At 63.4% G+C, this 13,642-nt stretch carries 13 protein-coding genes and 2 pseudogenes; 10 read left to right on the top strand and 5 right to left on the bottom strand.

Annotation, left to right across the window (positions count from 1 at the left end; all coding sequences use genetic code 11):
• Window positions 1–73 precede the first annotated feature (73 nt).
• The 3 genes from ACVWW3_RS13255 to ACVWW3_RS13245 form a co-directional block, all read right to left on the bottom strand.
• On the bottom strand, window positions 74–1,354 hold the full coding sequence (locus tag ACVWW3_RS13255; RefSeq protein WP_456671981.1) for an O-acetylhomoserine aminocarboxypropyltransferase: 1,281 nt from the start codon (window positions 1,352–1,354) through the stop codon (window positions 74–76).
• A gap of 137 nt (window positions 1,355–1,491) precedes the next feature.
• Window positions 1,492–2,076 carry a CoA-binding protein gene (locus ACVWW3_RS13250; RefSeq protein ID WP_247349378.1) on the bottom strand — a complete coding sequence of 195 codons (585 nt, stop codon included), beginning with the start codon at window positions 2,074–2,076 and terminating at the stop codon, window positions 1,492–1,494.
• A 105-nt stretch (window positions 2,077–2,181) separates the two neighbouring features.
• A complete protein-coding gene (locus ACVWW3_RS13245) occupies window positions 2,182–3,006 on the bottom strand; it encodes an enoyl-CoA hydratase (protein WP_456649659.1) in 825 nt (274 codons plus the stop codon).
• A gap of 86 nt (window positions 3,007–3,092) precedes the next feature.
• On the opposite strand from ACVWW3_RS13245, the gene ACVWW3_RS13240 reads away from it, so the two are divergent.
• From ACVWW3_RS13240 to ACVWW3_RS13215, 6 genes are all read left to right on the top strand, one after another.
• Window positions 3,093–3,521 carry a PaaI family thioesterase gene (locus tag ACVWW3_RS13240; RefSeq protein ID WP_247349374.1) on the top strand — a complete coding sequence of 143 codons (429 nt, stop codon included), beginning with the start codon at window positions 3,093–3,095 and terminating at the stop codon, window positions 3,519–3,521.
• Between the two features lie 158 nt (window positions 3,522–3,679).
• Window positions 3,680–4,144, top strand: coding sequence for a 50S ribosomal protein L13 (gene rplM, locus ACVWW3_RS13235; protein WP_092028874.1), 465 nt, complete (start codon window positions 3,680–3,682; stop codon window positions 4,142–4,144).
• A gap of 1 nt (window position 4,145) precedes the next feature.
• A complete protein-coding gene (gene rpsI, locus ACVWW3_RS13230; RefSeq protein ID WP_247349371.1) occupies window positions 4,146–4,625 on the top strand; it encodes a 30S ribosomal protein S9 in 480 nt (159 codons plus the stop codon).
• Window positions 4,626–4,854: 229 nt separating this feature from the next.
• A complete protein-coding gene (locus ACVWW3_RS13225) occupies window positions 4,855–6,087 on the top strand; it encodes a diguanylate cyclase (protein ID WP_456649660.1) in 1,233 nt (410 codons plus the stop codon).
• Between the two features lie 57 nt (window positions 6,088–6,144).
• Complete coding sequence (locus ACVWW3_RS13220; protein WP_354049633.1) at window positions 6,145–6,381, top strand: hypothetical protein; 237 nt, start codon at window positions 6,145–6,147, stop codon at window positions 6,379–6,381.
• A gap of 102 nt (window positions 6,382–6,483) precedes the next feature.
• Window positions 6,484–6,780 carry an antibiotic biosynthesis monooxygenase family protein gene (locus tag ACVWW3_RS13215; protein WP_456649661.1) on the top strand — a complete coding sequence of 99 codons (297 nt, stop codon included), beginning with the start codon at window positions 6,484–6,486 and terminating at the stop codon, window positions 6,778–6,780.
• Between the two features lie 6 nt (window positions 6,781–6,786).
• On the opposite strand, the pseudogene ACVWW3_RS13210 reads toward ACVWW3_RS13215, so the two are convergent.
• Window positions 6,787–7,922 (bottom strand): annotated as a pseudogene (locus tag ACVWW3_RS13210) (AI-2E family transporter).
• 137 nt (window positions 7,923–8,059) lie between these two features.
• Here ACVWW3_RS13210 and ACVWW3_RS13205 point away from each other — a divergent pair.
• The 4 genes and pseudogenes from ACVWW3_RS13205 to ACVWW3_RS13190 all read left to right on the top strand — a co-directional run bounded on the left by ACVWW3_RS13205 (window position 8,060) and on the right by ACVWW3_RS13190 (window position 12,009).
• Complete coding sequence (locus tag ACVWW3_RS13205) at window positions 8,060–8,764, top strand: hypothetical protein (RefSeq protein WP_456649662.1); 705 nt, start codon at window positions 8,060–8,062, stop codon at window positions 8,762–8,764.
• A 90-nt stretch (window positions 8,765–8,854) separates the two neighbouring features.
• A pseudogene (locus ACVWW3_RS13200) lies at window positions 8,855–9,629 on the top strand (gamma-glutamyl-gamma-aminobutyrate hydrolase family protein).
• 242 nt (window positions 9,630–9,871) lie between these two features.
• Window positions 9,872–11,251, top strand: a complete 1,380-nt coding sequence (locus tag ACVWW3_RS13195) for an NfeD family protein (RefSeq protein WP_456649664.1) — start codon at window positions 9,872–9,874, stop codon at window positions 11,249–11,251.
• Window positions 11,251–12,009 (top strand): slipin family protein, encoded by a 759-nt coding sequence (locus tag ACVWW3_RS13190; protein ID WP_456649665.1) that lies wholly within the window; start codon window positions 11,251–11,253, stop codon window positions 12,007–12,009. The genes ACVWW3_RS13195 and ACVWW3_RS13190 overlap by 1 nt, the downstream gene beginning before the upstream one ends.
• A 77-nt stretch (window positions 12,010–12,086) precedes the next feature.
• Here ACVWW3_RS13190 and glnA read toward each other — a convergent pair whose 3' ends face one another.
• A complete protein-coding gene (gene glnA / locus ACVWW3_RS13185) occupies window positions 12,087–13,496 on the bottom strand; it encodes a type I glutamate--ammonia ligase (RefSeq protein WP_456649666.1) in 1,410 nt (469 codons plus the stop codon).
• Window positions 13,497–13,642 lie beyond the last annotated feature (146 nt).

Genomic DNA, 13,642 nt, shown 5'->3' with positions numbered 1-13,642 from the left:
AGATATGGTTAATGACTGTTAACGGAGGCCGTCTTCCGGGACGCACCCAAGCGCCCCGGAATGACCGAGAAGGCTACGCGCCCAGCGCCTGTTCCAGATCGGCGATCAGATCTTCCTTGTCCTCGATGCCGATCGAGAGCCGCACCACGTCGGGGCCGGCGCCGGACTTGACCTTGGCGGCGTCGTCGAGCTGGCTGTGCGTGGTCGAGGCCGGATGGATGACGAGCGAGCGGGTGTCGCCGACATTGGCCAGATGCGAGAACAGCTGCAACTTCGACACCAGGCTGACGCCTGCGTCGTAGCCGCCCTTCAGGCCGAAGGTGAACACGGCGCCGGCGCCCTTCGGCGCGTATTTGCGCGCAAGCTGGTTGTACTTGTCGCTTGCAAGCCCCGCATAGTTCACCGAGGCCACCGCCGGATGGCCGGCGAGGAATTCGGCGACCGCCTTCGCATTGTCGCAGTGCTTCTGCATGCGCAGCGGCAGCGTCTCGATGCCGGTGAGGATCATGAAGGCATTGAACGGCGACAGTGCGGGGCCGAGGTCGCGCAGGCCGAGCACGCGGCAGGCGATCGCAAAGGCGAAATTGCCGAACGTCTCCTGGAGCCGGATGCCGTGATATTCGGGCCGCGGCTCCGACAGCATCGGATATTTGCCGCCGGTCGACCAGTCGAAGGTGCCGGCATCGACGATGATGCCACCGATCGAATTGCCGTGGCCGCCCAAAAACTTCGTCAGCGAGTGCACGACGATGTCGGCACCGTGATCGATCGGCCGGATCAGATAGGGCGAGGCCAGCGTGTTGTCGACGATCAGCGGTACGCCCGCCTTGCGCGCCACCGTCGAGACCGCCTCGATGTCGGTGATGCTGCCGGCGGGATTGGCGATGGACTCGATGAAGATCGCTTTCGTGCGCGGCGTGACCGCGCGCTCGAAGCTCGCGATGTCGTCGGGATCGGCCCACACCACGTTCCAGCCAAAGCTCTTGAACGCATGCGTGAACTGGTTGATCGAGCCGCCATAGAGCTTTCGCGCGGCGATGAACTCGTCGCCGGGCTGGAGCAATTGCTGCAGCACCACGACCTGCGCGGCATGGCCCGAGGCCACAGCAAGCGCGGCCGTGCCGCCTTCGAGCGCCGCCACGCGTTCTTCCAGCACCGCATTGGTGGGATTGCCGATACGGGTATAGATGTTGCCGAACGCCTGCAGGCCGAACAGCGAGGCGGCGTGGTCGGCGTCGTTGAAAACAAAGGATGTGGTTTGATAAATCGGAGTCGCGCGCGCACCGGTGGTGGGATCGGGCTGTGCACCGGCATGCACGGCGAGGGTCGAAAATCCCGGAAGGCGATCGCTCATTGAGGCGTCCTGTTCTGGTGGTCTGAAATCGCGCGGCATGCTGATTGGCGCCGTGGCTGCCGTCAAGGCGGCGCTTCACATCAGAATGATCGTGCTACGCATTGTCGCGTTCGCGAAATGAACCCGTCGCAATTGCGTCAGCTTTGCTCGGTCTTGTTTTTGGCGGCGCGATCCGATGCCGCGGTCTCGCCGCCGCCGACACTCATCCGATTGAGGGATAAGCGCATACCCTGCGTCGGCGCCGGGGGGCGCTTGGAACTCAGCGTGCGCGAATTGACGCCCATCCAGGAGATCTCCGAGGACAGACGGCCATATTCGATCTTGGGGCAGCGGTTCATCACCACCTTGATACCGACCGATTCCGCCTTCAGTGCCGCCGCATCGTCGCGTGCGCCAAGCTGCATCCAGATCACCGTCGGCAGCGGATCGAGTGTGAGGGCTTCCTCGACCACCGGCATGATGTGGCTGGAGTTGCGGAAAATGTCGATCATGTCGATGGGACGCCCGATGTCTGACAGCGAGGCGACGAAGGGCTTTCCGAGCAGCTCCTTGCCGACATGGCCGGGATTGACCGGAATCATGTCGTAGCCGCGCTGGGCCAGATATTTGAACGCGAAATAGCTCGGTCGCACGTTGACCGGCGAGGCGCCGACCATCGCGATCGACTTCACGCCGTTGAGGATGCCCCGGATGTAGTTGTCGGGATAGCTGTCGTGGTTCATTGGCTCTTCTTCTTGCTGTCATTGCGAGGAACGAAGCGACGAAGCAATCCAGACTGTCACCGCGGAGATATCCTGGATTGCTTGCTTTGCTCGCAATGACGAATTTCACTCGTCCCGCCATGTCGGCGTGCGCTTCTCGATGAAAGCGCCGATGCCTTCCTCGGCGTCGCGCGCCATCATGTTCTCGGTCATCACCTCTGCCGCATAGCGATAGGCGTCCGCAAGGCTCATCTCGGCCTGGCGGTAGAACGCCTCCTTGCCGAGCTTGACGGTGTAGGCGGATTTCAGCGCGACCTGTTCGGCCAGCGCGATCGCGGCCTCGCGCTCGGTGCCAACGGCGACGACACGATTGACAAGCCCGATCTCGCGGGCGCGTGCAGCCGGGATCGGCTCGCCCGTCAGCAGCATCTCCATCGCCTGCTTGCGCGGCACGTTGCGCGACAGCGCCACCATCGGCGTCGAGCAGAACAGGCCGATGTCGACGCCGGGCGTGGCGAAGCTCGCAGCTTCCGAGGCGACCGCGAGATCGCAACTCGCCACGAGCTGGCAGCCGGCGGCGGTCGCGATGCCCTGGACGGATGCGACCACGGGCTTGGGCAGGTGTACGATCGCCTGCATCATCGCGCTACAGGCGGTCATCATCTCGGCGAAGAAGGCACGGCCGCGATCGGGGTCGTCGCGGCGCGCGGTCAGCTCTTTCATGTCGTGGCCGGCGGAGAAGGCGGGACCATTGGCCGCGATCACGACGCCGCGGACAGCCTTGTCGTCGCGGATCTCATTGAGCTCGGCATGCAGGCTTGCGATCATCGCCTCCGAGAGGCTGTTGCGGGCGGCCCGGCGGTTGAGGGTCAGGACCGCGATGGGACCTATGGTCTCGCGCAGCAGGATCGGCGGTTGCGGGGAGGGGGCGCGGGCGGCCTGGACGGACATCGAAGCGTTTCCGGTTGGATTATTGCGATTGGATGACGCAGATAACTTAATGTAACAGGGGACGTGAAGCGAGGGTGAGGGGTAGCATGGCGTTAGCGAAAATGAGCGTGGCGGAGCTCGAGCAGTTTCTCCGCAACGAGTTTCCTCAGGCCTTCAGCGGCGACGACATCACGATCGAGAGCGCCGACGGCCAGGCCTGCCTTTTGCGTCAGCGCTACAGCGAAAGGATGCTGCGGCCGGGTGGAACCGTGTCCGGCCCGACGCTGATGGCACTCGCCGATTTCGCGATGTACGTGGTGCTGCTGTCCGCGATCGGACCGATCGGGCTCGCCGTGACCACCAATCTCAACATCAACTTCCTGCGCAAGGGCCAGCCCGGGCAGGACGTGCTGGCGGAGGCGCGGCTCCTCAAGCTCGGCAAGCGGCTGGCGGTCGGCGAGGTGAACCTGTTGTCCGGCACTTCGCCCGATCCGATTGCCCATGTCACCTCGACCTATTCCATTCCAAATGCTTGAGCTTTTCGCGGGTATCTCGATACCATATTTTTAACCCATTGATATTGAACATTTAAATTGCGCCTTTGGGCATTGACCATGGCGCCTCTGTTCTCTAGAAAACCGCTCAGTCCGGTGCGGTGTTCGCGCCGATGCTCCCCGTTCACGGAAACTTTGACATGAAAACCTTTTCGGCAAAGCCGGCTGAGGTGACGAAGAAGTGGGTATTGATCGACGCCAAGGGTCTGGTCGTCGGCCGTCTCGCCACCATCGTCGCCATGCGCCTGCGCGGCAAGCACCTCCCGACCTACACCCCGCACGTTGATTGCGGCGATAACATCATCATCATCAACGCGCAGCATGCGGTCCTCACCGGTCGCAAGCGCGAGCAGAAGACCTACTACAAGCACACCGGCTATGTCGGCCACATCAAGGAGCGCACCGCGCGCCAGATCCTCGAGGGCAAGCATCCCGAGCGCGTGCTCGAGAAGGCCGTCGAGCGCATGATCCCCCGTGGTCCGCTCGGTCGCGTCCAGATGGGCAACCTCCGCGTCTATGGCGGCGCCGATCATCCGCACGAGGCGCAGACGCCCGAGAAGATCGACATCGCCAAGTTGAACCGCAAGAACACGAGGGCCGCATAACATGGCCGAATCCATCCAGTCGCTCGACCAGCTCTCGCAGCTCAAGACGGCGGCCTCGCCCGACGCGCCCAAGCACGAGAAGAAGGTCGACAAGTTCAACCGCGCCTATGCCACCGGCAAGCGCAAGGACGCGGTCGCCCGCGTCTGGATCAAGCCGGGCGCCGGCAAGGTCACGGTCAACTCGCGCGAGGTCGAGGTCTATTTCGCCCGTCCCGTGCTGCGCATGATGATCGAGCAGCCCTTCTCCGTGGCCGCGCGTTCCGGCCAATACGACGTGATCTGCACGGTCGCCGGCGGCGGTCTGTCCGGCCAGGCCGGTGCGGTGCGTCATGGTATCTCCAAGGCGCTGACCTATTTCGAGCCGGAGCTGCGCACCGTGCTCAAGAAGGGCGGCTTCCTCACCCGCGACTCCCGCGTGGTCGAGCGCAAGAAGTACGGCAAGGCCAAGGCCCGCCGGTCCTTCCAGTTCTCGAAGCGTTAATCGCTTCGGTCACATTCGCCGCGAAAGCGGCTTCAATGAGATGCAAAAGGGCGCTGATTTCAGCGCCCTTTTTGCTGTTCGTTTGTATGCAAATTGATGGCGTGTTTCCTGAAAAGTTGGGTCTGGATAAAAACCTGAATGGAAGGCGCGAGACATAGCGTCGCATCTGGAAGGGCGCGCAAATCGGCTGAGCCGATCGCGTAACTGCTATGTCTAGAAGGGGGCCGACATGACGTCGCTCGATAGCATCACGCTCTATTTGGTCGCCACCATGATTGCCGCACTGCTCGGCGCCATGATGGTGTTTTTCGGCAGGCAGGAGAACAGCCCTGCGTTGAAATGGTGGGGCACCGCGTATCTCCTCGGCGCCGCATCGGTCGCGCTGTGGACTGCGGCCGGCGAAAAGCTGGGCCCGCATCTTTACCTCGCACTAAACGCGGTCGGCTTCGTCGCCTGCGGCATGGTCTGGAATGCGGCGCGCGTCTTCCATGGCCGCAAGCCGAACTGGCCGGGTCTCCTGGTCGGCGCGCTCGCCTGGGCCGCTGCCGCTACGCTGCTCGATCCCACGGCGTCCATGCTGCGCATGATCGTAGGCGCCGGCATCGTCTCGGTCTACGCGGCGCTGACCGCGAGCGAGCTCTGGGTCGAGCGGCGCAAGAGCCTGCAACGGCGCTGGCCGGCCTTCGTGGTCCCGGTGATGCACGGCTGCGCCTTGATGCTGCCGATCCTGCTCGGAAGTTTCCTGCGTCCGAACGATGCCGGCTTCTCCGGCAGCATCTGGGTCACCGTGTTCGCGGTCGAGCTCGTGCTTTATGCCGTCGGGACCGTGTTCGTGATCTTCATGCTGGTGTCCGAGCGCACGGTCACCGCGCACCGGACTGCCGCGTCCACGGACCCACTGACCGGCATGCTCAACCGCCGCGGCTTCTCGGAAGCCTGCGGACGCGTGATCGAGCGCGAGGCCAAGGCCGGCCGTCCCGTCACCGTGATGATCTTCGACATCGATCATTTCAAGTCGATCAACGACCGCTTCGGCCATCCCGCCGGCGACGAGATGCTGAAACTGTTCTCGACCGTCGTCGTCAGCAATCTTCGCATCACCGACATGTCGGGCCGGATCGGCGGCGAGGAGTTTGCTGCCCTCTTGCCCTGTTCGCTGGAGGAGGGCGTGCTGGTCGCCGAGCGCGTGCGCGAGGCGTTTGAGACCTCCGGCGTCGTGGTCGATGAAGGCCCGGTCGACACCACAGTCAGCATCGGCGTCGCCGGCGGTCCGGCCGGCACCGAGCTCGAAGTGCTGCTGGCCTCGGCCGACACCGCGCTCTACCAGGCCAAGCGCGGCGGCCGTAACCGCGTCGAGGCGGCGGAGGAGTTGCCGCTGTCGCTGGAAAACTGGCGCCGCCAGAGCGCCGCGCGGATCGGCGTACCCAAGACACAGTCTAAGGCGCAGCCGGCGACAGCCTAGGCAAGGGAGGCCTTGTGGTAAGCTCCTGTTTACCATTCGATCCCTAACATTGCGGTCATGGAATCGATCCGTCGACAGAACCCGCAGACTGCCCTGATGTCGCTGGAAGCCGCCGCGGCCTCGGCACGCGGCGGTTTCGCTTGCCTTTTCTCTACCGCGGATGAATACGAGAGCGCGCTGATCAGCGAGCGCCGCGCCCAGGGGCGCTATGCGCAAGGCCGCAACTACTGGCCGCTCGCGCTGTTCGTCGGTTGTGCGCTCATGGTGGCGGGCACTGTTCTGCTGCTCGCCTGAGTGATCTGCATTTTTGGACCGGGCAGGGCGCCGTTTCGGCGCCTTTTTCTTTGTCGCCGGCTGCGCTAGACACGCCCATCGAACAAAAATGGGTGGAAACAGATGATCACCGAGATCGCGCAAATCGACGTCAAGCCGGGCAGCGAGAAGGACTTTGAGGCCGCCGTCGCCAAGGCCAAGGCCGCTTTCGGCCGCTCCAAGGGTTTTCATGGTTTCGAGCTGCACAAGTCGATCGAGAAGCCGCAGCGTTACCGGCTGATGGTGAAATGGGAGACGCTGGAAAGCCACACCGTCGACTTCCGCGGCTCGGAGAATTTCACCGAATGGCGCGGCCTCGTCGGCCAGTATTTTGCGTCGCCCCCGGAGGTCGAGCACACCGCGACCGTGCTCACAACCTGATGCCGGTCAGGCCGCCTCCGCCAAAGGCGGCGCCTCATAGGCTTTGAAATGGTCGATCATGACCTTGGCGATGGCAACCAGTGGCAACGCCAGCGCCAGGCCCCAGATTCCGAACACGACGCCGAGCAGGATCTGGAACGCGAATAGCGTGGCCGGCGGGATGTCCAGTGCCTGGCGCTGAAGGATCGGCGTCAGCAAATAGCTCTCCATGGCGTGCACGCCCAGGAAGAGGATGAAGGCCGACAGCGCCGGGATCCAGCCCGAGGCGAGGCTCGCCAGCACCACGACGACGCCGGCAATGATGGCGCCGACGGTCGGGATGAAGGCGAGCAGGCCCGCCTGGATTCCCAGGATGAACGAGCCGGGAATGCCGATGACGGCAAGCCCGATCCAGGTCACGACCCCGACCGCAAGCATCACGACGATCTGCGCGATCAGCCAGCGCTCCAGCGTCTCGCCGATGCGGTCGATGATCAAGGCCACGCGAGTGCGATGCTTCGCCGGTGCAAGAAATAACAAGCCGTCGTGATAGACGCTGGGCTGGGCGGCGAAGGCGAGCCCAAGAAACAGCACGATGAAGATGTTGCCGACGGCGCTGATCGTGCCGAGCAGCAGCTTGAAGGTCTGGCTGACGATCGCCCCGCCGCTCGAGGCGAGCGCGCCGGCACCGCTCGGCAATCCATGCGGGGCGGAACTGGGGGCGGGCGTCGGGCCGGCGTCGGTAGGGGCGGCGGGTCCGGCATTGCCGAGATCGAACACGCTGGTGTCGATGCCATGGTTGTCGAGGAAGGACTTTACGTTCGTGATCTGCGACTTGATGGTCTTGCTCAGCACCGAAGCCTGATCGGCAATGGTAGCGCCGCCGAGATAGCCGACACCCGCGAGCATTACGGCCAGCGCGGTGCAGACGATCGCGAGCCGGACCGCATGGGGCAGGTGAACGCGCGCCGCCCAAGCGCGTTGGTCAGCGCGTTGAGGCCAACGCCGAGCAGCATGCCGGTGAAGATCAGGAGCAGGGTGGTGGCAAAATACCAGCTGAACACCAGCATTGCCGCGAACAGCACGATGCCGATGCCCCCGACCGAGATCGACCAGGCCAGATCGTTGCGGGTCCGGGGCCGTTCATCTCTGGGAATGGTCACATCGGGTCCTTTTCGAGGGCGGCGGGCGGGGCACTCTTTCGGCAAACGCGCTTCCGATCAAGACCGCGGCAACGCGCTGGTTTGACGCTGCCGCGCGAACGGCGCAGAGCGATGAGGAAAGAACAGGTGGGGGACGCTTGAGTTTCATCAGCAAATGGGCCGGTCTGCTTGGGCTTCTGGCCGTGCTCGTGATCGGCGATCAGATCCGGATCAACCGGCCGGGGCACAAATTTCGCCTCACGGTCGAGATGATGACGCCTGACGGGATCAAGACCGCATCCGGCATTCTGGCCGTCGTGCCCGACCGCAACTATAACCGCGGCGGCCACACTACGATGCGCGGGGAGGCAGTCTTCGCCGACCTCGGTCGGGGCAAGAACCTGGTGGCATTGCTGGCGCATCAGCAGGGCGGCAAGCTCGACCTCGATGACATCAACTACGTCGCGCTCCGCGCCTATGGCGCCGCGCGCGGCAACCGCGTCTCGTTTAGCGATATCAACCGGCAGACCGGCACCGTTCCGGTGCAGGGCGACCTCATTCCCGTGCTCGTGAGCTTTGGCGATCCCATGGAGCCAGATTCCGCGCGCCTTGTCGCCGCCGACCATGCGGAGGCGGTGCTGGGCGACGGCTACTCGATCCGCGGCCTCACCGCCGAGGTGGTGCCCAACGGTTTCTGGCCGATGGATTTCGGGGGCGTGCTCGGGGAGCCCGTGACGCGCGGAATCGAGGCAAAACTGCCCTGGCTGGCTGCACGGGGCGAGGCGCCGGCCACCGCAGGGAAGGCCGCCGGCCTGCCCGTCGGCGGCGAGATCGAGGCCCGGGAGGCATTTGCGCGAAAATAGCATTGCCGTCCCGCGAAGCCTTCTGTTGAATTTGTTCCACCCCAAGGGCATGTTTGGAGAATCTTCTTACTGGAGAGGTCGGAACGGGAGATGAGAAAGCCGGTCGTCGGCGTGATCGGGAACGCCCATCGCGTCGAAAATCGATTTCAGGTCCAGATGGTCGGCGAACGCAATTTGCGTGCGGTGGCCGAGGTTTCCGGCGGCTTGCCGGTGATGTTTGCGGGAGCACCCGACATCACCGATCTCGGCGCGCTGCTCGATGTGGTCGACGGGATCGTGCTCACCGGCGCCCGGGCTAACGTCCATCCGACCCGCTTCAATGTCGATCCGTGTGAACGGCACGAGCCCTACGACATTCACCGTGATGAGGTGGCGCTGGCGCTGTCCATCGCCTGTGTGTCCCGCGGCATCCCGCTGTTCGGCATTTGCCGGGGCCTGCAGGAGATGAACGTCGCCTTCGGCGGGCTCGCTGCACCCCGAGATCCGCGAAATCCCGGGCCGCATGAACCACCGCATGCCGAGGCTCGAAAACGGCGAGATCCATCCCGATCCGACCGTCGTGTTCGCCGACCGTCACGACGTCGATCTGACGCCCGGAGGCGCGTTCGCAACGCTGCTCGGCTGCGAGAAGATCAGGGTCAATTCGCTGCACGGCCAGGGCATCCTCGATCCCGGCAAACGCGTGCTGATCGAGGGTATCGCCGAGGACGGCACCATCGAGGCCATTCGCATCGCGGAAGCCCCGACCTTTGCGCTCGGGGTGCAATGGCACGCCGAATACGACCCGCAGTGCAATCCGATCAACCGAAAACTGTTCGAGGCGTTTGGCGAAGCCATGATCGAACGCCAGCGCGCGGCGGCGTAGTTGAACGCGGTGTCGGAAGCTCTAACGCGAGCGCATTCCGCCCCATCGTTGCGAGCGCAGCGACGCAAAGCCTGACAATTTGCATCTCAAGTCGAAGCGCGTTGCTGAGCTCCACATGCCTGCCACGGATTGCCGCAGTTCGATCCCGTCCATTGCATCGCACAATCGCAACCGCGGACGACAAGCCACCACATTGAGGTTTGGGAGAGGAACACCATATCTTTGGCAAGGGAGCCCTTGCCGTGCAGACCATGAAGGCGGCCCTCGTTGCGACAATCGGCATCGTCGCTTGTCTTTTTTATCTCCTTCCCGGCTCAGCGGAGGAGAATCGTCCTCTTGCAATCACTGTCACGATCGGGGGAGCCATTGGCCCGGCATCGGCAAGCTATCTGAAAGAGGCGTTGGTCAAGGCAGGCGAACGACGCGCCGAGATCGTGATTCTTCGAATGAACACCCCCGGCGGTCTCAACTCCAGCATGCGCGAGATCATCGCGGATGTGCTCGCCTCGTCCGTTCCTGTGATCGGCTACGTCGCGCCGGCAGGCGCCCATGCGGCGAGCGCCGGGACATATATCCTGTATGCGACCCATATCGCAGCGATGGCGCCAGGCACCAATATCGGTGCCGCGACGCCGGTGCAGATTGGCGGACCGCTTCCAGGCCTGCCGAGTGGCACGCCCGACAAGGACGGCAAGGACAAGAAGGACGAACCGAAAGACGCGATGACGGCGAAGGTGACGAACGATGCCGTCGCCTTTATCCGCAGCCTCGCCGAACTGCGCGGCCGCAATGCCGATTGGGCCGAGAAGGCGGTCCGTGAGGCCGCCACCCTGTCCGCCAACGGCGCGTTGCAGGTGCACGCCATCGACCTTGTCGCGCGCGATCCGGCCGACCTGCTCAGGCAAATCGATGGTCGCGACGTCGAGGTTGCGGGCGGCAAGACGCAACGTCTGGCAACGCAGAACGCCGTCATCGAAGCCGTCGATCCCGGGTGGATCTCCCGATTCCTGGCGGTCATCACCGATCCCAACGTCTCGTTCATTCTCCTGATGGTCGGCATCTACGGCCTGATCTTCGAGTTCATGTCCCCCGGTGCAGTCGCTCCGGGAGTGGTCGGGTCGATCTGCCTGCTGCTCGGTCTCTACGCCCTCAATTTGCTGCCGATCAATTATGCCGGCCTCGGCTTGATGCTGGTCGGGATCGCGCTCCTTGCCATCGAGGCGTTCAATCCGACCGTCGTGATCGGCCTTGGAGGCGTCGTCGCCTTCGTGCTGGGTGCCATCATGCTGGTCAGGGTCGAAGCGCCGGGCTACCGGCTGTCGTGGTCGGTCATCGCCGTCGTCGCGGCGATGTTCACTGGTTTCGTTCTGATCGTGCTCGGCGCGCTCCGGCGCGCTCGCCGAGGTCCGCCACGGGTCGGTGCGCAAGCGATGCGAGGCCTGGCCGCCGAGGTCCTCGATTGGAACGAGAAAGAGGGGCACGTCTTTACGCACGGCGAACGCTGGCAAGCGCGCGGCACTGACACCTTCAAGCCCGGCGAGAGGGTCGAGGTCGCCAATATCGTCGACCTGACGCTGGTGGTCCGGCGTCCGGGCGCTGTGAGCGAGGGAGGTCAACTCTGATGTTTGAATATTCGATTTACGCAGTGCTTGCGCTGATCGTCATCATGTTTCTCACCCAGGCCGTTCGCATCCTCAGGGAATACGAACGCGGCGTTATCTTCACGCTCGGGCGCTTCACCGGGGTGAAGGGGCCCGGCCTCATCATCCTCATTCCGATCGTGCAGCAGCTGGTCAAGGTCGACCTCAGGGTAATGGTGCAGGTCGTGCCGCCCCAAGATGTGATTTCGCGCGACAACGTCTCGGTCAAGGTCAATGCCGTTCTCTACTTCCGCATCGTCGATCCCGAGCGCGCCATCATCAAGGTCGGTGATTATATGGCCGCGACCAGTCAGCTCGCCCAGACCACGCTCCGTTCGGTGCTTGGCAAGCACGAACTCGACGAGATGCTGGCCGAACGCGACAGGTTGAACGCCGACATCCAGGAGATACTGGACAAGCAGACCGACGTCTGGGGCATCAAGGTCACCGGAATCGAGATCAAGGACGTCGATCTCAACGAAACCATGGTGCGCGCGATTGCCAAACAGGCGGAGGCGGAACGGTTGCGGCGCGCCAAGGTGATCAACGCGATGGGCGAACAGCAGGCCGCCGAAAAGCTGGTCGAGGCCGGCCGGATTCTCGCGCAGGAGCCGCAGGCGATGCAGCTGCGTTACTTCGCGGCTCTGCACGACATCGCGGGCGAGCGATCGTCGACCGTCGTGTTTCCACTGCCAATCGGCCTGCTCGATCATTTGATGCCGCGGCGCGAGAACCCGTAGCTGGAAGGTCCTACGCTCTCAAACGAAAAGGCGCCCTCGCGGGGCGCCTTTTGCCTATCGCATAGGGTTCGAGCCCGTTAGCCCGAATAGTACATCTCGAACTCGACCGGATGCGGGGTCATCTCGAAGCGGGCGACTTCGGTCATCTTCAGCTCGATATAGGCGTCGATGAAGTCGTCGTCGAACACGCCGCCGGCCTTGAGGAACGCGCGGTCCTTGTCGAGGTTTTCGAGCGCCTCGCGCAAGCTGCCGCACACCGTCGGGATCTGCTTGAGCTCTTCCTTCGGCAGATCGTAGAGGTCCTTGTCCATCGCCGGACCCGGATCGATCTTGTTCTTGATGCCGTCGAGGCCGGCCATCAGCATCGCGGCGAATCCGAGATAGGGATTGGCGAGCGGATCGGGGAAACGCACCTCGACGCGCTTGGCCTTCGGGTTCGCCGTGTAGGGGATGCGGCAGGAGGCCGAGCGGTTGCGCGCGGAATAGGCGAGCAGCACGGGGGCCTCATAGCCCGGGACCAGACGCTTGTAGGAGTTGGTCGACGGGTTGGTGAAGGCGTTGATCGCCTTGGCATGCTTGATGATGCCGCCAATGTAGTGGAGGCAGGTCTCCGAAAGGTCGGCGTATTTGTTGCCGGCGAACACCGGCTTGCCGTCCTTCCAGATCGACTGGTGCACGTGCATGCCCGAGCCGTTGTCGCCGAAGACCGGCTTCGGCATGAAGGTGGCGGTCTTGCCGTAGATGTGCGCGACCTGGTGGATGCAGTATTTATAGATCTGCATGTGGTCGGCCATCAGCGTCAGCGTGTCGAACTTCATGCCGAGCTCGTGCTGGGCGGAAGCGACCTCGTGGTGATGCTTTTCGACCTTCACGCCCATCTTGGCCATGGCGCCCAGCATCTCCGAGCGCATGTCCTGCACGGAATCCTGCGGCGGCACCGGGAAGTAGCCGCCCTTGGTGCGGACGCGGTGGCCGAGATTGCCGCCTTCATATTCAGTGTCGGAATTGGTCGGCAGCTCCGAGGAGTCGAGACGGAAGCCGGTGTTGTAGGGGTTGGCGGAGAAGCGCACGTCATCGAACACGAAGAACTCGGCTTCAGGGCCGACGAACACGGTGTCGCCCACGCCCATCGACTTCACCATGGCTTCCGCTTTCTTGGCGATGCCGCGGGGGTCGCGGTTGTAGGGCTCGCCGGTGGTCGGCTCGAGCACGTCGCAGGTAATGACCATCGTGGTCTCGGCGAAGAACGGATCGATCGTCGCGGTCACCGGATCGGGCATCAGGCACATGTCGGACTCGTTGATCGCCTTCCAGCCGGCGATCGAGGAGCCGTCGAACATCGTTCCTTCGGCGAAAATTTCTTCATCGATCATGCTGATGTCGAACGTGACGTGCTGCCACTTGCCGCGCGGATCGGTGAAGCGCAGGTCGACGTATTTGACGTCGTTGTCCTTGATCGATTTCAGGACGTCTTTGGCGGTCTTCATGCATACCCCTTTTGGCTCTGCGGGTCGGTTTCCAAACTTCAAGCGACCGTGTTCACGCTTCTTGAGGCGCGCGAGGCACAAACAAAACGAGGCCGCCGAAGCAGCCTATTTCTTGTCAGAGTGTCGCCAAAATGCGGGATAGCACC

It is taken from the genome of Bradyrhizobium sp. LM2.9 (assembly GCF_054056555.1).
Note: the sequence above shows the minus strand (reverse complement) of the source record. Positions and strands in the feature narration are given on the sequence as shown.

Excerpts from the sequence above, each read along its gene's own strand:
- ACVWW3_RS13215 (WP_456649661.1), top strand. The coding sequence starts at position 6,484 with ATGATCACCGAGATCGCGCAAATCGACGTCAAGCCGGGCAGCGAGAAG.
- ACVWW3_RS13245 (WP_456649659.1), bottom strand. The coding sequence starts at position 3,006 with ATGTCCGTCCAGGCCGCCCGCGCCCCCTCCCCGCAACCGCCGATCCTG.
- rpsI (WP_247349371.1), top strand. The coding sequence starts at position 4,146 with ATGGCCGAATCCATCCAGTCGCTCGACCAGCTCTCGCAGCTCAAGACG.
- glnA (WP_456649666.1), bottom strand. The coding sequence starts at position 13,496 with ATGAAGACCGCCAAAGACGTCCTGAAATCGATCAAGGACAACGACGTC.
- ACVWW3_RS13225 (WP_456649660.1), top strand. The coding sequence starts at position 4,855 with ATGACGTCGCTCGATAGCATCACGCTCTATTTGGTCGCCACCATGATT.
- ACVWW3_RS13190 (WP_456649665.1), top strand. The coding sequence starts at position 11,251 with ATGTTTGAATATTCGATTTACGCAGTGCTTGCGCTGATCGTCATCATG.
- ACVWW3_RS13220 (WP_354049633.1), top strand. The coding sequence starts at position 6,145 with ATGGAATCGATCCGTCGACAGAACCCGCAGACTGCCCTGATGTCGCTG.
- ACVWW3_RS13250 (WP_247349378.1), bottom strand. The coding sequence starts at position 2,076 with ATGAACCACGACAGCTATCCCGACAACTACATCCGGGGCATCCTCAAC.
- rplM (WP_092028874.1), top strand. The coding sequence starts at position 3,680 with ATGAAAACCTTTTCGGCAAAGCCGGCTGAGGTGACGAAGAAGTGGGTA.
- ACVWW3_RS13240 (WP_247349374.1), top strand. The coding sequence starts at position 3,093 with ATGGCGTTAGCGAAAATGAGCGTGGCGGAGCTCGAGCAGTTTCTCCGC.
- ACVWW3_RS13255 (WP_456671981.1), bottom strand. The coding sequence starts at position 1,354 with ATGAGCGATCGCCTTCCGGGATTTTCGACCCTCGCCGTGCATGCCGGT.